At 67.3% G+C, this 16,559-nt stretch carries 20 protein-coding genes; 11 read left to right on the top strand and 9 right to left on the bottom strand.

Features of this window, described 5'->3' with window-relative positions; genetic code table 11:
• Nucleotide 1: 1 nt before the first annotated feature.
• The gene (locus tag CFP71_RS00325) at nucleotides 2-1,039 is read right to left on the bottom strand and encodes a PD-(D/E)XK motif protein (protein ID WP_143267002.1); all 1,038 of its coding nucleotides are present in this window, start codon (nucleotides 1,037-1,039) and stop codon (nucleotides 2-4) included.
• A complete protein-coding gene (locus CFP71_RS00330) occupies nucleotides 994-2,508 on the bottom strand; it encodes an ATP-binding protein (RefSeq protein WP_244199506.1) in 1,515 nt (504 codons plus the stop codon). Before CFP71_RS00330 ends, CFP71_RS00325 begins: the two co-directional genes overlap by 46 nt.
• A gap of 670 nt (nucleotides 2,509-3,178) precedes the next feature.
• On the opposite strand from CFP71_RS00330, the gene CFP71_RS00340 reads away from it, so the two are divergent.
• Nucleotides 3,179-4,072 carry an SWIM zinc finger family protein gene (locus CFP71_RS00340; RefSeq protein ID WP_093931792.1) on the top strand — a complete coding sequence of 298 codons (894 nt, stop codon included), beginning with the start codon at nucleotides 3,179-3,181 and terminating at the stop codon, nucleotides 4,070-4,072.
• On the opposite strand, the gene CFP71_RS00345 is transcribed toward CFP71_RS00340, so the two are convergent.
• A complete protein-coding gene (locus tag CFP71_RS00345) occupies nucleotides 4,069-5,076 on the bottom strand; it encodes a tetratricopeptide repeat protein (protein ID WP_093931793.1) in 1,008 nt (335 codons plus the stop codon). The genes CFP71_RS00340 and CFP71_RS00345 overlap by 4 nt on opposite strands.
• Nucleotides 5,077-5,256: 180 nt before the next feature.
• On the opposite strand from CFP71_RS00345, the gene CFP71_RS00350 reads away from it, so the two are divergent.
• Nucleotides 5,257-5,913: an HNH endonuclease family protein gene (locus tag CFP71_RS00350; protein WP_378278360.1), complete on the top strand. Its 657-nt coding sequence runs from the start codon at nucleotides 5,257-5,259 to the stop codon at nucleotides 5,911-5,913.
• A gap of 28 nt (nucleotides 5,914-5,941) precedes the next feature.
• Nucleotides 5,942-6,592: an alpha/beta fold hydrolase gene (locus CFP71_RS00355; RefSeq protein WP_093931795.1), complete on the top strand. Its 651-nt coding sequence runs from the start codon at nucleotides 5,942-5,944 to the stop codon at nucleotides 6,590-6,592.
• Nucleotides 6,593-6,665: 73 nt separating this feature from the next.
• Here CFP71_RS00355 and CFP71_RS00360 read toward each other — a convergent pair whose 3' ends face one another.
• Nucleotides 6,666-7,301, bottom strand: a complete 636-nt coding sequence (locus CFP71_RS00360; protein WP_093931796.1) for a nitroreductase family protein — start codon at nucleotides 7,299-7,301, stop codon at nucleotides 6,666-6,668.
• A 55-nt stretch (nucleotides 7,302-7,356) separates the two neighbouring features.
• Between CFP71_RS00360 and CFP71_RS00365 the strand changes: the two genes are divergently transcribed.
• Nucleotides 7,357-7,833, top strand: coding sequence for a MarR family transcriptional regulator (locus tag CFP71_RS00365; protein ID WP_093931797.1), 477 nt, complete (start codon nucleotides 7,357-7,359; stop codon nucleotides 7,831-7,833).
• On the opposite strand, the gene CFP71_RS00370 is transcribed toward CFP71_RS00365, so the two are convergent.
• The 3 genes from CFP71_RS00370 to CFP71_RS00380 all read right to left on the bottom strand — a co-directional run bounded on the left by CFP71_RS00370 (nucleotide 7,802) and on the right by CFP71_RS00380 (nucleotide 9,493).
• Nucleotides 7,802-8,227, bottom strand: a complete 426-nt coding sequence (locus tag CFP71_RS00370; protein WP_093931798.1) for an ATP-binding protein — start codon at nucleotides 8,225-8,227, stop codon at nucleotides 7,802-7,804. The two genes, CFP71_RS00365 and CFP71_RS00370, sit on opposite strands and share 32 nt — an antisense overlap.
• Nucleotides 8,228-8,306: 79 nt before the next feature.
• Nucleotides 8,307-9,080, bottom strand: coding sequence for a SigB/SigF/SigG family RNA polymerase sigma factor (locus CFP71_RS00375; protein ID WP_093931799.1), 774 nt, complete (start codon nucleotides 9,078-9,080; stop codon nucleotides 8,307-8,309).
• On the bottom strand, nucleotides 9,077-9,493 hold the full coding sequence (locus CFP71_RS00380; RefSeq protein ID WP_093931800.1) for an ATP-binding protein: 417 nt from the start codon (nucleotides 9,491-9,493) through the stop codon (nucleotides 9,077-9,079). The genes CFP71_RS00375 and CFP71_RS00380 overlap by 4 nt, the downstream gene beginning before the upstream one ends.
• Nucleotides 9,494-9,629: 136 nt before the next feature.
• On the opposite strand from CFP71_RS00380, the gene CFP71_RS00385 reads away from it, so the two are divergent.
• From CFP71_RS00385 to CFP71_RS00410, 6 genes are all read left to right on the top strand, one after another.
• On the top strand, nucleotides 9,630-9,938 hold the full coding sequence (locus tag CFP71_RS00385) for a WhiB family transcriptional regulator (protein ID WP_093931801.1): 309 nt from the start codon (nucleotides 9,630-9,632) through the stop codon (nucleotides 9,936-9,938).
• Nucleotides 9,939-10,152: 214 nt separating this feature from the next.
• Nucleotides 10,153-10,506 (top strand): STAS domain-containing protein, encoded by a 354-nt coding sequence (locus CFP71_RS00390; protein ID WP_016330770.1) that lies wholly within the window; start codon nucleotides 10,153-10,155, stop codon nucleotides 10,504-10,506.
• Nucleotides 10,507-10,563: 57 nt separating this feature from the next.
• Entirely contained in the window at nucleotides 10,564-11,349 is a 786-nt protein-coding gene (locus CFP71_RS00395; protein WP_093931813.1) for a metal-dependent hydrolase, read from the top strand.
• Between the two features lie 62 nt (nucleotides 11,350-11,411).
• Nucleotides 11,412-11,987 (top strand): TetR/AcrR family transcriptional regulator, encoded by a 576-nt coding sequence (locus CFP71_RS00400; RefSeq protein ID WP_093931802.1) that lies wholly within the window; start codon nucleotides 11,412-11,414, stop codon nucleotides 11,985-11,987.
• A gap of 53 nt (nucleotides 11,988-12,040) precedes the next feature.
• On the top strand, nucleotides 12,041-12,364 hold the full coding sequence (locus CFP71_RS00405; RefSeq protein ID WP_093931803.1) for a hypothetical protein: 324 nt from the start codon (nucleotides 12,041-12,043) through the stop codon (nucleotides 12,362-12,364).
• A gap of 36 nt (nucleotides 12,365-12,400) precedes the next feature.
• The gene (locus tag CFP71_RS00410; RefSeq protein WP_093931804.1) at nucleotides 12,401-12,793 is read left to right on the top strand and encodes a hypothetical protein; all 393 of its coding nucleotides are present in this window, start codon (nucleotides 12,401-12,403) and stop codon (nucleotides 12,791-12,793) included.
• 44 nt (nucleotides 12,794-12,837) lie between these two features.
• Here the strand turns inward: CFP71_RS00410 and CFP71_RS00415 are convergent, their stop codons facing one another.
• Together CFP71_RS00415 and CFP71_RS00420 are read right to left on the bottom strand one after the other, a co-directional pair.
• Entirely contained in the window at nucleotides 12,838-14,469 is a 1,632-nt protein-coding gene (locus tag CFP71_RS00415) for an ABC transporter permease (RefSeq protein ID WP_093931805.1), read from the bottom strand.
• Nucleotides 14,466-15,362 carry an ABC transporter ATP-binding protein gene (locus CFP71_RS00420; RefSeq protein ID WP_093931806.1) on the bottom strand — a complete coding sequence of 299 codons (897 nt, stop codon included), beginning with the start codon at nucleotides 15,360-15,362 and terminating at the stop codon, nucleotides 14,466-14,468. Before CFP71_RS00420 ends, CFP71_RS00415 begins: the two co-directional genes overlap by 4 nt.
• Before the next feature lie 94 nt (nucleotides 15,363-15,456).
• Here CFP71_RS00420 and CFP71_RS00425 point away from each other — a divergent pair, with 94 nt between their 5' ends.
• On the top strand, nucleotides 15,457-15,960 hold the full coding sequence (locus CFP71_RS00425) for a GbsR/MarR family transcriptional regulator (RefSeq protein ID WP_093931814.1): 504 nt from the start codon (nucleotides 15,457-15,459) through the stop codon (nucleotides 15,958-15,960).
• The last annotated feature ends 599 nt before the right edge of the window (nucleotides 15,961-16,559 follow it).

Consider the following 16,559-nt stretch of genomic DNA (forward strand, 5'->3'; position numbering starts at 1 on the left):
TTCATCCTTCGAAGGCGCAGGAGAGTTGGATGATTTCTGGAGTTTGGCGTGGATGGGCCAAGCCGTCGAGGTTGATTCGGTAGTGGACCTCGGTGATGCGGTCCATGACGACCCCGCGGTCGTCTAGGTCGTCCGCGGTGAGCCTGGGGAAGGTGTCAGCTACGAGGTAGCCACGACTTGTCGCTCGCCGGGTCCATGTTGTAGTCAGACGTTCTCGGTAGTCACTCCGCCATCCGGCTCGCGAGAGCGCTTCGGCGAAGCGGTCCTGCGTGTGGCCGGGATTGATCTTCGTTGAGATCGCCTCGATTAAGTCAGGCAAGCTGCGGCCGGCTCCCGCGCCTGCGGCCGTGAGTTGATGTGACACGAGCCAGAGTGGGCGTCCCACCTTGGGCACAAGTTGGTTCAGTGATTCGATCCAATGCGTCCGAGATTCCGATGTGGTGGTTTTGACCTCGAGATCGAAATCTGGAAGGCCGAAATCATGCTCTTCGTTTTGGCTGCCGCACCATGCGTCGACTGCCTTGGTGGCGCCAAGGCAGTCGACGAGTCCGCCTAGGACTAGTAACTCACCGAGCAGCCCGATCTCACGCTCTCTGGGTAATGAATCGGGTGACGTTAGGAGGGCGGACATTCGATCGAGGGTTGCGTGAAGCGCTTGGCTCGGTGACATGCCTCCGAGTTGGACTCGATCGGCTACCGAGCACAGAACCGGATAGGCGTCGCGGAAGAGCTCAGGCACCCTGACGACTACTTCGAACCATCGTTTCCCGTCTCGGATCGCGATCCGGTTGAAGATGTTGCGAAGACCGGTGTCTATCGCATCATCATTAGACGAGACCTCGATCCGTAGCCCGATTTCCCGTGCACGTGGCTCTATGAAGATGGACGCATCGGGCTTGCCTACGATCGGAAGTTTCACCGGAACCTCGCCGCTGAGCAGCTGGTCGAAGCCTTCGGCGGAGACGTGACGCTTGTCGATCGTCGTGCTCGACGTCATTGGCGTTCGGCTCGAGCCGCTGTCGTCAGGATCGTTTGCCACAGAGCGATATTATCCTTATCTTTTGGCCCGAGGTGATTTCCCTCGAACACGTTGGAAACCACTAGGTATAGAAGAGACTTAAGCAAGGGTAGGTCGTTGAGGCCGCCGTGTTTACCGCCGAGAAGCATCTTGCGATAACGCTTGTTGAGCCACAATGTTCGTTGGTCGCGATCGACGCGAAAGAATAGGTCGTCGGCGAACATGTCCCAGCGAATATCGATGGGTTCTTCGCCAGCCTTCTCCGGTATCTCGCGTTTGATCAATTCGCGGAGTCGGGGTGGTAGGCCGGCTCCAGGGTGAACCATCGCTGTTCGTTTGGTCGAACGCTTCCTGGACTCAGTATGCACAGTCTCGGCTAGGTCGAAGTACTCGTCGAGGCTGAGGCCGTCGGTCGACCTGGCCAAAGCTGCTAGTCGAGCGAACTCAGGGCCCACGTTCACCCGCGACTTCTCGGGATTCATCCTGAAGAGCCCCGCTACATCGCTATCGAGATCTACCTCGACGCGAGCCAGGCGGAGTTTCGGATTGGGCGCGTGCACGCCTTCCCAGCCTCCTGCCTGCAAGAGACGATCGCGTCTATAGAAGTACAGGCCTTGATGATTGACGGGGTTGCCGGTCAGCTGAAACGATGGGTTCGCTGACTGGCCTGGCCATAGATGGCATCGAAAGTCGAGCTTAAGCCCGTTTTCTTCAGCAGTCAGAATCTTTGGGAAACCTGGGCGGCCGGGGAAGGCGTATCCGAACGGATTGAGTGGTGTGACGGGTATGGGAGGCCCGATAAACCCAGTGTCTACTTCGTAAACGTCGAATTCAACGTTTATTCGATCTTGCTCGATAAAACGGTGAAATATCATGCCGATGTGCTGGCATGTATTGGTTATTGCGTGATCGATGAACTCGTCGACTCGACGAGGGTCCTGTGTGACGGGGAATGCCACGACGTCGTCCCAGCGAACCACGGTGCCACTGTCACTGAGCTGTATGCGCCAGTTTCGCTCCAGCTCTGACCTAGCGAAATCTCCAGAAACCACGTCGCACGCGAAACTACGTTGTCCGCTATCCTCAAGCCGCCATCGCCGTCCTACCGCTTCATGGGTGGACGCTTTCGACATCACGGTCAGGCACCTGGCTTGGCTGAAGGAAGCGGCTTTAAGGCCTAGTCCGAAGTGGCCGAGATCGCCGTCTTCGTACTTTCGCCGCCCACCTACGGTCATCGCGGAATCGATCACGTCCGCCGACATGCCTCGACCGTTATCCACCACATATAGGGAGGTCAAGCGCTCCTCGACCTTTACGAGGCGAATGAGGACTTGCGTCGCGCCGGCGTCGATCGAGTTGTCGACGAGGTCGGCGAGGGCTGTGGGTAGAGAGTGATTCCGCCCGATACTGTCCAGTGCTCGGGGATCGGGTGGAAGCTCGATGCTTCCGTTGGTCGGTACGGTACGGCTCCACTCGACCACGAGTTCCACCCCTACTCCTATCGGCTGCGTGGCCCAATGGTCCGTGAGCCACGCCATACTCCGATATCCCCGATTATGAGCTACTCGTTACTGGACGTTACCAAGATGAGTCGAACATGGGTAGCCATGTCAACGAGCAGAGCAACGGGCTCGATGCTTCTCTGATGCTGTTCGAGCGGAGTGTCCTGGCACGGCGACCACTTAGTCGGCGCAGTGATGTGAGCGGCAGCGGCGGCGGTAGCGGCGGCGGTAGCGTGCGGTGCCTGCTCATAGTTCTGGAAAAGTGCCGCGAACAACAGCGATAAGGCGTTCCGCGGCCTCGCGGTCGAACTGCAATGTTTGGCTTACCTTCTTCTCCGATTGCCTGTCATCGGATCCGTAGGTACTCAGTTGGAGCAGGTTCCCCGTCGGAGTGATAACGGTTCTGTAACCGCACTCCACTTCCGTGGGGTGGGGCTTCGAGTCTCCCGCCACTTTGAAGAAGTCTGTTACTCGCGCCATCCACCTACTGTGCCACAACCTGGAACCTCTAAGGTGCCTCGGTTTTGGCCTAGACAGCGGCGCCAAGACACGCCGGACCACGATCGGTTCGAGTCTTTGGCGAGCCTGGCGGGGCAGGTCCTCGACGCGAGCGGCGGGTTGTTCCTCGGTCCTCCGGGCCTAGGGGTTCAATAGGGCGGTGACGTGGTTCAGCGAGGACGAACTCCGCAGGCAGGCCGGCGACGTCTCGTTCGCGCGCGGGGCCAGGTACCTGGAGTCGGTCGAGGCGCTGGACGACGTCGCGGGCGGGGTCGCGGCGGTGGTCAGCGGCACGGACCGGTACACGGTCCGGCTGCGCAACGTCGGCGGCGAGCTCGTGGGCGAGTGCTCCTGCCCGCACGCGGCGGACGGCTTCTTCTGCAAGCACTGCGTGGCCGTTGGGCTGCTGGTCCTGGAGGGCGTGGCGGACGGTGGCGCGGCCGACATCCGCGGGTACGTCGAAACGCTCACCCGCGACGAGCTGGTCGAGCTGCTCGTCGGGCACGCGAACGAGGACCCCGTCCTGTTCCGCAAGCTCTCGCTCAAGGCGGGCCGCGAGGACCTCGACGCGTTGCGGCGGCACGTCGAGGGAACGTTGCGGTTGCGCGGTTTCGTCGGGTTCCAGGGCACACTCGCGTACACCGAGAAGGTGCGCGAGGTGCTCGCCACCGCCAAGGAGATCATGGACGCGCCGCTGCTGTGCCGCGTCGTCGAACTCGTCGTCGAGGCGCTGGACTTCGTCGAGGACTCGTTCGGCGCGCTCGGCGAAGAGGTCCGTACGGCGCTCGCGTTGTACGCGGAGGCCTGCGCGGACTCGCCGCCGGAGCCCAAGGAACTCGCGGAGTGGTTGCTACGCCTGGACCTCGACGGATCGGGCCGCGTCGACGTGAGCGTCGCGGACTTCACCACCGGGCTCGGCTTCGAAGGGCTCGCGGTGTTCCGCGCCGGCGTCGAAGAGCGGTGGCGGCTCGACGACGGAGAGGACCCGTACCGCAGCCGCAAACTCCAGCGGCTGCGCGAAGGATTCGCCGCGACGCGGAACTGGAAAGCCTAGGACCGCGGGCGGTGCCGCACCCCGGAGTTGCGGTACAGCTCCTCCAGATCCCGTTGCCCCGCCTGGTCCCCGGTGTCGGCGGCCGCGCGGAACCAGTGCTCGGCCTCCTGGAAGTTCCCGTGGTCGGCCGCGAGCCTGCCGAGGTTGGTGTACGCGGGGACGCTGCCGAGTTCCGCGGCCTTCCGGTACCAGGCGGTGGCCTCGCCGGGATCGTTCCGGTCGTTGGCCAGCACACCCAGGTTCGTCATCGCCGCGGCGTCGCCCCGTTTGGCGGCCTTGAGATACCAGCGTTCTGCCTCTTCGAGTTCGCCGCGCCGGTGCAGCACCAGGCCGAGGCGGACGGCGGCTTCGGGAGCGCCGGCCGCCGCGGCCGCGTGGTAGCAGCTTTCCGCGCGTGTCAGGTCATCCCGCCGTTCGGCTTCGAGACCGAGTTTGACCAGCGAAGGCGCGTCGGTTCCGGCTGAGGCCTCGCGCCACCAGGGTTCCGCTTCGGCCGTCCGGCCGGTGCCGCACAGCAGGGCGCCGAGCGTGATCATCGCCTCGAAGTTGCCCGCCTCCGAGGCCTCCGTCGCCCAGCGTTCGGCCTCTTCGAGCTCGCCGCGCCGGTGCAGCGACCGCCCGAGCTCCGCCATCGCCTCGACCCGGCCCTCGACGGCGGCCCGTCGCCACCAGTCCTCGGCGGCGTCCCGATCGCCCCGTCGCGCACAGAGATTTCCCAGCTGCGCCATGGCATGCGAATCACCGGCCGTCGCCGCCTCGCGGTACCAGCGTTCGGCCTGTTCGGGTACGCCGCGTTCGCGCAGGAGGCGCGCCAGGTTGCCCATCGAGACCCTGTCGCCACCCTCGGCGGCCTTCCGGAACCACCCCTCGGCCTCGTCGACATCACCGCGCTCCAACGCGGTGGATCCCATACGCGCCATGGCGATCACGTGCCCGCGCTCCGCTGCCTTCCGGTTCAGATAGTCGTCGACCCTGGTGTTCCATTTACGTTTTTCGGCGCCCACAAGCCCGCTCCTTCCGGCAGCGTCCCTGGGGTAGTCGCTGCTCAGGACCCCGATGTGACAACAACTACCTGGTGTCATCGCCGTGTCGCTCCCGGTTTCCCCGCGCGGCGCGGCGATACTTGGGCACTCCCCAATCCCCCCGTCGAGAGGAACCGCGCGGTGGCCACGCGTACCCGGCAGATGACCACAGCCCAGCGCCTGCTCCTGCTGATCAGCCTCGCGGCCGTGGTGCTCGTCGGGATCTGGCTGGTGACCGGCAAGGGTTCCGCGTTGCAGCCGAGCCAGCCGACGTCGTCGAACACCGTCGGCGCGGCGGACGCGCGCAAGCAGTTGGACGAGCTGACCGTCGCGCCGCGCGGTTCGATGGACGGCTACGACCGCAAGAAGTACCCGCACTGGGACAACCAGGGGAACAACTGCAACACCCGCGAGTTCGTGCTCAAGCGCGACGGCAAGGACGTCAAGGCCGGTTCCGACTGCGCCCCGACGTCGGGCAGCTGGACGAGCATCTACGACGGCGAGACCTGGACCAAGCCGACCGACGTCGACATCGACCACATGGTCCCGCTCGCCCAAAGCTGGGTCAGCGGCGCGAAGTCGTGGACCGACGAGAAGCGGCGCCAGTTCGCGAACGACCTGACCCGGCCGCAGCTGTTCGCCGTCACCGACAACGTCAACCAGGAGAAGAGCGACAAGGCGCCGGACCAGTGGAAGCCGCCGCTCGTCTCGTTCTGGTGCACCTACGCCACCGACTGGATCACCGTGAAGCACTACTACGGCCTCACGATCACCACGCAGGAGAAGAGCGCGCTCGGGGACATGCTCGGTCGTTGCTGATCGCCCCGGCTTCGGCTTAGCTGAGGCCATGGCGACCTTCGTACTGATCCACGGCGGTGGCGGCAGCGCCTGGGACTTCCACCTCCTCGAGGCGGAACTGACCGGACGCGGCCACGACGTCGTCGCGGTGAACCTGCCGATCGAAGACGAGAAAGCGGGCTTCCCCGAGCACGTCGACGCCGTCGTGAACGCGATCGGCGACCGTGGGGACCTCGTGGTGCTCGGCCACTCCTACGGGGGCTTCACCGCGCCGATCGTCGCCGGGAAGCTCGGGGCGCGGCTGCTCGTGATGCTGACAGCGATGATCCCGAAACCGGGCGAGTCACCGGGGGACTGGTGGGGCAACACGGGTTTCAAATCCGACGACAGCCTCAGCGAGGAAGAGCAGTTCTACAACGGCGTCCCCGCGGACATCGTCGCGGAGGCGGGCTCGCACGCGCGGAACCAGGTCAGCGCCGAATGGGGGCAGCCGTGGCCGCTGGACAAATGGCCGGACGTCCCGACGAAGGTGCTCATCGCGCGGGAAGACCAGTTCTTCCCGCCGGAGTTCCAACGCCGGGTCGTCCAGGAAAGGCTCGGGTTCGCGCCCGACGAGATCGAGGGTTCGCACTCCGTGCCCTTGAGCCACCCCAAGCTCCTGGCGGACAGGCTGGAGTCCTACCTCAGCGTCTCCAGGTGAACCCGCGTCCGCGATCGACGTCGGCAGGGCGCGACCTGATCCTTGCGAAGTCCTCAGCTCCGCCACCCAGCCGTCACCAGTGATCCAGCCGCATGACCTCTTCGAGCGGCTGACGCGCGGCGGGCTTGAAGGTGTCGCCGGTGTAGAACGCCGTCGGGATCAGCGCGGCCTGGTGCACGTTCTCCGGCAGGCCGAGGATCTCCGCGGCCTCCTTCTCGTACGCGAGGTGCAGCGTCGTCCACGCCGTGCCGAGCGTGACCGCGCGCGCCGCGAGCATGTAGCTCCACACGGCGGGCAGCAGGTTCCCCCACAGCCCGGCCTGGTTGCCGGCGGGCAGCTCGGCGTCCGTCGTCTCCAGGCACGGGATGACGTGCACCGGCACCTCGCCCATCTTGTCGGCCAGGTACTCGACACTGGAGCCGACGCGCTTCTGCACCTTCGAGCGCTCCGGATCGTCCGCGAACAGCTTCCCCGCCGCCCGCGGGGAATCGAGGTACTCGCGGCACGCCCGCTGATAGAGCTTCCCGAGTTCGGCCCGCCGGCCGGGATCGGTGATCACGAGCCAGTGCCAGCGCTGCGTGTTCGACCCGCTCGGCGCCTGCAACGCGACCTGCAAGGCGTGTTTCACCAGTTCGAGAGGTACCGGCCGGGTCAGGTCCAGTCGTTTGCGGACGGTTCGGGTGGTCGTCAGCAGCTCTTCGGGCGTCATCCGGAAATTATGTCGTTATGATCCGCTGATGGGGAGGCCGCCGCGCGAACGAGGGATGGGCACCTTGTTGCGGCACGTCCTCGAAACGACCGAAGCGGACGTCGCCGCGTTCTTCGACGACATCGGGCTGGGGGACTACCGGCCGCGGTTCACCCCGTTCGTCCGCGCGATCGTCGCGCACGGACCGCTGGCCATCCGCGACCTGGCCGCCGAAGTCGGCGTGACGCACTCCGCGGCCAGTCAGACCATCGCGCAGATGGCGCGTCAGGACCTCGTCTCGCTCAGGCCCGGGCGCGACGCCCGGCAGAGGATCGTCTCACTGACGGAAAAGACGCTCGGGCTGATGCCGACGCTCGAAGCCGAGTGGGCGGCGACCACCGCCGCGGCCGAACAGCTGGAAGCCGAACTGCCGTACCCGCTCAGGGAGGTGCTGGTCGCCGCCGTCGAGGCCTTGGAGCGGAAGTCGCTCCGGGACCGCATCGCCGAAACGGACGCTGCGATCAGGCTCGCGCGTCGGCCTGGTGAAGGCTGAACACAGCCCAGACGTACTTGCCGCCTTCGCACAGCTCGTGTCCCCAGTCGTCGGACAGAGCGTGCACCAGCTGGAGACCGCGGCTGCGCGCCGCCATCGGCGACGGCTCCTTCAGCTTCGGCCGGCCAGAGCCGGAGTCGTAGACCCGAAGGGTAAGCCTTCCGTCGGCGTACTCGACGTCGAGCCTGTCCGGCTTCTCACCGTGTTCGAACGCGTTCGTGACCAGTTCGGAGGTCGCCAGCAGGACGTCGTCGACCTCCGGGCCGCCGAGGCCGAGACTCGCCAGGGTCGCCCGAACCGCTTGCCGCGCGACCGCCGGAGCCGTCACATCGACCGGCAGGGGCAGGGAGACCACCGGAAACGTGCCCTCCGATCGTGTCTTGGACATCGTCATGGTTCCGCACCTCCCCTCAAGCGAGAGACTCCCAGATCCGCTGTTCGTCTCCCAGATACCCACAAGGGTCGAGGTCGAATCAGGGTCCGTCGGTGAGTTCTGTCTCGGTCCATCCTTCCCGCAGTTTCTTGAGTGTGGAGGCCAGCAGCCGTGACACCTGCATCTGCGAAACCCCGACACGGCGAGCGATGTCCGACTGGCTCATCCCGGACCCGAACCGCAGCGCGACGATCTTGCGCTCGCGATCCGGAAGCCGCTCCAGCATCGGGCGCAACGCCTCGCGCAGCTCCGCCTGGCTCAGGTTGGCGTCCGCCTCGCCGAAGCGGGTGTGCGCCGAGTTCTCCAGGAGGTTGTCCAGCGAAGCCCCGTACCGGCCCTGGCCGGCACGCAGGCCTTCGTAGACCTCGTCGATCGGGATGCCGAGATGGGCGGCGATCTCACTGGGCTTCGGCGCGCGCGAGAGCCGGACCGTCAGCTCCTCGCGCACGGCCGAGATGTTCGCGTTCAGCTCCTTGAGCCGCCGCGGGACCCGGACCGACCAGCTGTTGTCCCGGAAGTGGTGCCGGAGCTCGCCGGAGATGGTCGGGACCGCGAAGGCCAGGAAGTCGCTGCCCTGGCCGGGATCGAACCGGTCGACGGCGTGGATCAGCCCGATCGTCGCGATCTGGACCAGATCCTCCATCGACTCGTCCCGGTTGCGGAACTTGCGCGCCAGGTTGCGCGCGAGTTCCAGATGCGCGCGCACCAGCTCGTCCCTCAGCGGTTCGCGCTCGGGGGCGTCCTTGGGCAGCGCGCACATGCGCTCGAACAGGGCCGGAACGTCCGCGCCGTCTTGCCCGACGGGTTCCGTCACGGCCGGGCCGCCTCGCTCTCCCGGATGAGCTCCACCCTGGACAGGTAGCCGCCGTCGGCCGGGACGACGCTCCGCCGCGCGGACGTCGCCAGCGCGGTGAGCAGCTGCCAGGACAGACCGGTCTCGTCGTCGGGTTCCGGAGAGTCCGAAAGCACCGAGACGGTCACCTCGATCCGCCCGTCCTTCCACGAGAAAACGCAGTTCAGATGGCCGTCGGAGGCCGACGGGAGCAGCATGGAGCAGGCCTCGTCCACCGCCATCCGGAGATCCTCGACCGCGTCCAGGTCGAAGTCCTGACGCATCGCGATGTCCGCGACGATGGTCCGGAGAGTCGGTACCACGTGCGGTACCGCGGCCGTGCGTACCTCGATGAGTTGAGCGCCCTCCCCGCTGGGCGGGGTGTTGTCCACCACGTGTGTTCCTCTCTCGAGCTGCGCTGCCGAGTCGTCGATTGCCCGGAGTGTGAGCAAACCAAACCCAGGTTTGAGTCTCGCAGGCGGCGGGCATGTAACCGGGGACAAACGATCTCCTGGAAAGGCGGGGACCGACGTGGCTGACGTGAGCCGGCTGCCCAACGTGGTGGCGGAAGAGTGGGATTGGCAGCTCCGTGGGTCGTGCCGAGGCGCGGACAGCAGCTTGTTCTTCCACACGGACAACGAGCGCGGTTCGGCCCGCGAGCGGCGCGAAACGCGGGCCAAGGCGATCTGCCAGGCCTGCCCGGTGCTGGCGCAGTGCCGCAAGCACGCGCTGGCGGTCCAGGAGCCGTACGGCATCTGGGGCGGCCTCGGCGAGATCGAGCGCCGTGAGCTGTTCCTCCGGGAACGCCGCGCCGGGCGCAAGGCGCTGACGGCGCATTGAGCGCGTCCCGGACACCGGTCGGCGACGCGCGTGACGGCGATCGTGGCGCCCCGTCCGGACTGGGTTAGGGTTGAGACTGTCGTTGCGGGGACAGCCAAGCCAACCCGCCGAAAAAGAGCGTGCGTCCGTGTCCGGACTGGGCGCGGCCGTCGCTTGAGACCACAGGCGCGTTCCGGCGCTGAGCGTCGGTTCTCACCTGATGAGGAGAATGTGCATGCCCGCAGCGGACCAGAACACCACGCCGCCCGGTTTCAGCATCACGCTGGACGCCGACGCGTCTGAACCGCGCGTGGTGGTCACCGGTGAGCTCGACCTGCTGACGAGCCCGCAGCTCCAGGAAACCCTCGGAGCCCTGATCACGGACAAGCCGTCGGGCCGGGTCGTCGCCGACCTCACCGGAGTGACCTTCTTCGACTCCTCGGCGCTGAACGTGGTGCTCCAGGCACAGCGTCAGGCCGCCGAGAAGGCCGTCGAGCTCGAACTGGTGCCCAGCCCGCAGGTGAGCCGCGTGATCGAGCTCACCGGCGTCGCCGAGCACCTCAGCGTGTCGGAAGAGCCGCCCGCCTGATCCCCCGCTACGGTCGTGGGCTCGTGATCCGCGACACCTGGGGGCAGCAGCACGATGATGGGGCGGACGCATGCCCTGACAGGCTGGTGCGCGGGCCTCGCGCTCGCGCCCGCCGTCGGAGCGGGGACAGTGCACCAAGCGGTCGTGTTCGCCGCGACGACGGCCGGATTCGCCCTGTTGCCCGACCTCGACCACCCGGGTGCCCGCGCGTCGCGGCTGCTCGGCTGGTTCACCGGGGCGATCTCCTGGCTGCTCCGTCGCGTTTCCGCGGCTCTCTACGCGCTGACCAAGGGACCCCGGGATGAGAAGGTCACCGGTAAACACCGGCACCTCTCGCACACCGTGCTGTTCGCCGTCGGCCTCGGCTTCCTGACCTCGTGGGGCACCACCGAGGGCGGACCGTGGGCCGTGTTCGGCGTCGTCGTCCTCGGGCTGCTGCTCGCGGAAGGCGCGCTCGGCGACTGGCTCCTGCCGGTCAGCGGCGCCGCGGTCGGATGGTGGGTGTGGACCGCCCCGCCGGACAAGGCGGCGCAGCTCGCGGAGATCTCCGGCTGGCTCGGCATCGCCGTCGCGGCCGGGTGTTTCGTGCACTGCCTCGGGGACGCGCTGACCGAGTCCGGCTGCCCGTTCCTGTTCCCGATCCCGATCGCGGGCGAGACCTGGTACGAGATCCGGCCGCCGAAGCCGCTGCGGTTCCGCACCGGCAAGAAGGTGGAGAACCGGCTGATCTTCCCGGTGTTCGCGGTTGCCGCGGTGGTGCTGATCCCGGGGGTCTGGGAGTACCTGTTCACCACGGCCCAGAGCCTGTTCACGCCGGAAGGCACGCAGACCGCGGTCCAGTGAGGAATGCCCTCACCGGGCCTGGCGTTGAATCGGAACGCCGGACCCGGTTGAGGAGGGGAACGATGGACAAGCCCGTGCTGCGCGCGGACGCGCGACGCAACCGAGCGAAGGTGCTCGCGGCGGCCGAAGAGGCCTTCGCCGTCGACGGCCTCGCCGTCCCCCTCGACGAGATCGCCCGCATCGCCGGCGTCGGCGCGGGCACGGTCTACCGGCATTTCCCCAGTAAGGAGGCGCTGTTCCAAGCCGTCGTCCTCGACCGCGTCGAGCAGTTCGCCCAGGAGGCGCGGGACCTGCTGACCGCCGAAGACCCCGGCGAGGCGTTCTTCGGCTTCTTCAAACGCGTCGTCCAGCAGGCTTCCCGCAACCGGGCCCTGTGCGACGCGCTCGCCGAAACGACCGGGCTGGGCTTCAAAGCGAGCGCGGGCAACGACTTCCGGGTGGCGTCGCAGGCGCTGCTGACCCGGGCGCAGGCCGCTGGCGCGGTGCGCGAGGACATCGACGGCGACGACCTGCGCGCCCTGATCGCCGGTTGCCTCGCCGCCGAACGGTATTCCCTCGAGGAACGGCACCTCGTGCGAATCGTGGTCGACGGACTTCGCACATTCCACTCAACTTGCACGCTGCGTAACAAAAAGTAAGATCAACGCGAGTAGTCCTCGTACCTGCGCTTCGCATGGCGAGGGGGTGCCGGATGTTCGGTCAAGGTCCCACCACCGGTTCCGTCACGGTCGCGGCCATCGCGGGTCTCGCGACCGGACTGCTCGTCGCCGCCCTTCTGGTTGCAGGCCGCGAGCCACCGTCCCGGGTCCAAGAAGTCGGCACGACCCCCGCCCCGACCACGACCTCCCAGACGGTCGGGCCGGTCACGGTGACCGTGCCGGGAAGCGTCCCGGAACCCCTGGTGGTCACGCACACCAGCACGCCCCCGCCACGCACGGTGACCCGGACCGTGACGCCGTCCACCACCTCGACCGAGCTCCCGCCCGGCACGACCACGGGATACCGGCGCGACTGAGGCAACCGAGACGGCCCCTTTCGACGTCTGCCCGGTATGCGGCGGCTACCCGTTTTCGTGCTCCTGCTCGCGACCTTGACGGCTTGTCAATCGGGTGAGAAGGCCTGCCCGGCCATCGCCCTGTCGGAGGGCGTCTCCCTTGACGTCCCGCCGGAGCTGGCCGCGGGGCTCACCCGCGTGTCGATGGAACTGTGCTGGGGCGGTGACTGCGTGACCCGGTCCGCGCCCGGTGGCGAGCACGTCTTCGTCCCGGTCCAGGGCCTGCCGACCACACCGATCAAGACCACGGTGACCTTGGACGACGGGAAACCCCACTCCCTCGTCATGACACCGGCGATCGCCTATCCGGCGGGCGAGGACTGCGGAGGCGGCGCGCCGGTCGCGAAACTGGTCGTCACGTCCGGCGGCGAAATACGGCAAGAACCGTGAAGGCCGCCCACCCCGTCGGGCGGCCTTCACGGTTTCCCCTGTGGCTAGCCGACGTCGCGACGCCGCCAGCCCATGAGCCCGGCGACGAGCGCGACCACGGCGACCCCGGTCAGCCAGACCAGCGGTGTCGCGGTGAACTCCGCGGCGGGCAGTTTCGGAACGTGCGAGAACGGCGAGGCGTCCAGCAGCACCTGCGGAAGGTTCAGCACCGCGCCGAACAGGCTGAGCAGCAACGCCAGCCCGGCGATCGCCCACGCCGCCGTCGAGAACTTCGGCGCCAGGCCGAAAAGCGTCACGGCGAGGCCGGTGATCACCCAGATCGCCGGGAGCTGCGCCAGCGAAGCGACCACCATGTCACCGACCGAGTCGCCGACGGTGCCCGCCCGCATCCCGTTCGACAGTCCTAAAAGGACACCGCTGACGACCATCATCAGCGCCGTGCCGCCGAACGCGAACACGAGGTGGCTCCCCAACAACCGCAGCCTGCCGACGCCCGTCGCGAGCAGTGGCTCGACGCGGATCGCGGTCTCCTCGGCCCGGATCCGCAGCGCGGCCTGCACCCCGTAGAGCGCGATGACCATGGCGAACAGGCCGGTCATCGCCGCCATGAAGGCGTCGATCAGCCCGTCGGTGCCGCCGAGGCGCTGGAAGATCTCCTTCGCTTGCTCGCTCTGCCCGACGACGTCGCCGATCCCGCTCGCGACCGAGCCGAACACCGCGGCGCAGACCGCCGTGCCGAGCACCCAGCCGATCAACGGACCCCGGTGCAGCCGCCACGCCAGCGCGAACGGGCTGCGCAGCGACGTCGCCGCTTCGGCGGGCCCGGGACACAGCGGCACGATGCCGGTGCCGACGTCGCGCCGCGGGAGCAGCGCGTAGCCGGCGGCGCCGATGAGGGCGGTCGCGGCGAGCGGCAGGAGGAACACCCACCAGCGCTCGCCGGCGAACGCCCGGACCTGCTGCGCCCAGCCGATCGGGGACAGCCACGAAACCCAGGTCGCGTCCGAGGTCGAGTCGCCGACCGCGCGCAGCAGGAACGCGACGCCGACGGCGGTGGCGCCGATCCCGTTGGCCGTCCTCGAATACTCGGCCACCTGGACGGCGACCGCCGCGATCGCGGTGAAGACCAGCCCGGTCACCGCGGTGGCGGCGCCGAGCGCGAAGGCGCCGTCGGCGGGCAGCTTCGCGCCGACCATCAGCCCGGTCTCGACGAGTCCGATGAGGACACTCGCGCCGGCGGACACCAGCACGCCCGAGGTCAGCAGCGCGTACCGGCCGACCACCGCGGAGGCCAGCAGCTCCGCGCGGCCGGTGTCCTCCTCGGCGCGGGTGTGCCTGGTGACGGTGAACACGGCCATCAGCCCGATGATCAGGGCGAGGAAACCGCCGAGCCGCCACGCGGTGAACCCGCCCGCGGTCGAGAGGTCGAAGGCCGGGCCGTAGATCAGCGAAAGCGACGGGTTCGCGCCCATGCTCGCGGTGAGCCCGGCCCGTTCGGCGGCCGTCGGGTACAGCGTTTCGAACGTGCCCGACGACGTCGACGGCATGATCCCGAGCAGGACGATCCAGATCGGCAGGACGATCCTGTCCCGCCGCAGCGCCAGCCTGGTCAGCTGCCAGGTGCCGACCAGCCCGTGCGCCGGACCGGTCACCGCGCGGTCCAGTGTCGCGGTCATTTCGCGCTCGCTTCGGTGGTGTAGTGCCGGAGGAACAGCTCCTCCAGCGTCGGCGGCTGGCTGGTCAGGCTGCGGACGCCGACCTCGGTGAGCCGGCGCAGCGCCTCGTCGAGCGAACGGGTTTCGACGTCGAACCGGACCCGGTTGCCCTCGACCTTGAGGTCGTGGATGTTCGCCAGCCTGGTCAGGCCGTTCGGCGGCCCGGCGAGTTCGGCCGAGATCGACGTCCTGGTGAGGTGCCGGAGCTCGGCCAGCGTGCCGGTCTCGACGGTGTGCCCGTTGCGGATGATGCTGACCTTGTCGCAGAGCGCCTCGACCTCGGCCAGGATGTGGCTCGACAGCAGCACCGTGCGGCCCTGCTCGCGCTCCTCCTGGATCGCGTACTGGAAGGTGGCCTCCATCAGCGGGTCGAGCCCGGAGGTCGGCTCGTCGAGGATCAGCAGGTCCACGTGCGAGGCCAGCGCGGCCACGATCGCGACCTTCTGCCGGTTGCCCTTCGAGTACGTGCGCCCCTTCTTCTTGGGGTCGAGGTCGAAACGTTCGACGAGGTCCTTGCGGCGACGCTGATCGAGGCCGCCCCGCAGCCGTCCCAGCAGGTCGATCACCTCGCCGCCGGAGAGGTTGGGCCAGAGGTTCACGTCGCCGGGGACGTAGGCGAGGCGCCGGTGCAGGCTCGCCGCGTCCTTCCAAGGGTCGCCGCCGAGCAGGCGGACGTCGCCCGAGTCCGCGTGGAGCAGGCCGAGCAGGACCCGGACGGTGGTCGACTTCCCCGCGCCGTTCGGGCCGAGGAAGCCGTGCACCTCCCCAGCGGGTACCTGCAGGTCAAGGCCGTCCAAAGCCTTGGTCCGGCCGAAGGATTTGTGGAGGCCGGAGATGGAGATGGCGTTTTCCATGAAGCTGAAGGTACAGTGATTTCACGAAGTTGTGAAGTTAAGAAAACGTATGGATGATGTGATCACTCTGGGGGCGGTAAGAGAGGATGTGCTCATGACGACGACGCCTGAGAGTGCTTCGAGCACCGAGAGAGACGAAGACGCCGTCCGCCGTTACGTGGAGCACCTGGGTCTCACGCTTTCCCAGATCGGGATGCAGCGGATGCCCGCCAGGGTGTTCGCCGCGCTGATGACCACCGACGCCGGTCGTCTCACCGCGGCCGAACTGGCCGACCAGCTCTCGGTGAGCCCCGCCGCGATCTCGGGGGCCGTGCGCTGGCTGGAGCAGATCGGACTGGTCGCCAAGGAACGCGAGCCGGGCTCGCGCCGCGACCACTACCGCCTCTTCGACGACCTCTGGTACGCCACCTTCATGAAACGCGACCGCATGATCACCCTGTGGCGTGACGCCGCCGACGAGGGCGTCGCCGCCCTCGGCGCGGACACGCCGGCGGGTGAGCGGATCGGCGAGATGCGGGACTTCCTGAGCTTCATGATCAAGGAACTCAACGACATGTACGCGAAGTGGCACGAGATGCGGGACGCGAAGGGCAAGTAGCCGGGTCAGTAGCAGTACATGAAGGCCCCCTTCCTTGCGCTAGACGCCAGGGTCTCGGCGAAGTCGCCTCTCCGCTGGTCAAGGAGGTTGTGAAAGCCACTTTCGCAACGTTGAAGGTTGCGAAAGTGGCTTTCGCGTCACGACCACTCCGACCCAGTGGTCCCGGCGGCATCAAGTGTCGCGAAAGCCACTTTCTGGACATCAGACGTCCTGAAAGTGGCTTTCGCGTCACGCCGCAGTGAGTCCTCCGAACGCCCTGGCCACCGGGCCGGCCCGACCCCTCGCTCGCCAGGTCGGTCGAGGTGGTCGTGAGTGGCGATTCGCGTTCTCTTGAGGGGTAAGGCAAAGGTGTCGGGTCGTTGTGGCCGGCAAGAGCGTGGACCGTCACCCAGGGTGAGGGGTGTGTGGAAATAGGGACGTTGAATGTCCCTATTTCCACACACCCCTCGAGCCTTTCGGGCCACCTGGCCGTGACCGGTCCGGTCACGCGGCTGACTCCGCGGTTGTTGCGTGCGCGACGATCGCGACCGGAGGACGAAACGCGGAAGTAGAGTCGCCGGGTGATCAGCCGTGCGGTGAGATCGGAAGAGCTGCGGGTA

Source organism: Amycolatopsis thailandensis (assembly GCF_002234405.1).
GTDB lineage: Bacteria > Actinomycetota > Actinomycetes > Mycobacteriales > Pseudonocardiaceae > Amycolatopsis > Amycolatopsis thailandensis.

Coding starts and splice junctions, on each gene's coding strand:
- CFP71_RS00400 (WP_093931802.1), top strand. CDS start 11,412: ATGGACAAGCCCGTGCTGCGCGCGGACGCGCGACGCAACCGAGCGAAG.
- CFP71_RS00405 (WP_093931803.1), top strand. CDS start 12,041: ATGTTCGGTCAAGGTCCCACCACCGGTTCCGTCACGGTCGCGGCCATC.
- CFP71_RS00350 (WP_378278360.1), top strand. CDS start 5,257: ATGACCACAGCCCAGCGCCTGCTCCTGCTGATCAGCCTCGCGGCCGTG.
- CFP71_RS00390 (WP_016330770.1), top strand. CDS start 10,153: ATGCCCGCAGCGGACCAGAACACCACGCCGCCCGGTTTCAGCATCACG.
- CFP71_RS00395 (WP_093931813.1), top strand. CDS start 10,564: ATGGGGCGGACGCATGCCCTGACAGGCTGGTGCGCGGGCCTCGCGCTC.
- CFP71_RS00360 (WP_093931796.1), bottom strand. CDS start 7,301: ATGACGCCCGAAGAGCTGCTGACGACCACCCGAACCGTCCGCAAACGA.
- CFP71_RS00370 (WP_093931798.1), bottom strand. CDS start 8,227: ATGACGATGTCCAAGACACGATCGGAGGGCACGTTTCCGGTGGTCTCC.
- CFP71_RS00425 (WP_093931814.1), top strand. CDS start 15,457: ATGACGACGACGCCTGAGAGTGCTTCGAGCACCGAGAGAGACGAAGAC.
- CFP71_RS00415 (WP_093931805.1), bottom strand. CDS start 14,469: ATGACCGCGACACTGGACCGCGCGGTGACCGGTCCGGCGCACGGGCTG.
- CFP71_RS00410 (WP_093931804.1), top strand. CDS start 12,401: ATGCGGCGGCTACCCGTTTTCGTGCTCCTGCTCGCGACCTTGACGGCT.
- CFP71_RS00365 (WP_093931797.1), top strand. CDS start 7,357: ATGGGCACCTTGTTGCGGCACGTCCTCGAAACGACCGAAGCGGACGTC.
- CFP71_RS00355 (WP_093931795.1), top strand. CDS start 5,942: ATGGCGACCTTCGTACTGATCCACGGCGGTGGCGGCAGCGCCTGGGAC.
- CFP71_RS00420 (WP_093931806.1), bottom strand. CDS start 15,362: ATGGAAAACGCCATCTCCATCTCCGGCCTCCACAAATCCTTCGGCCGG.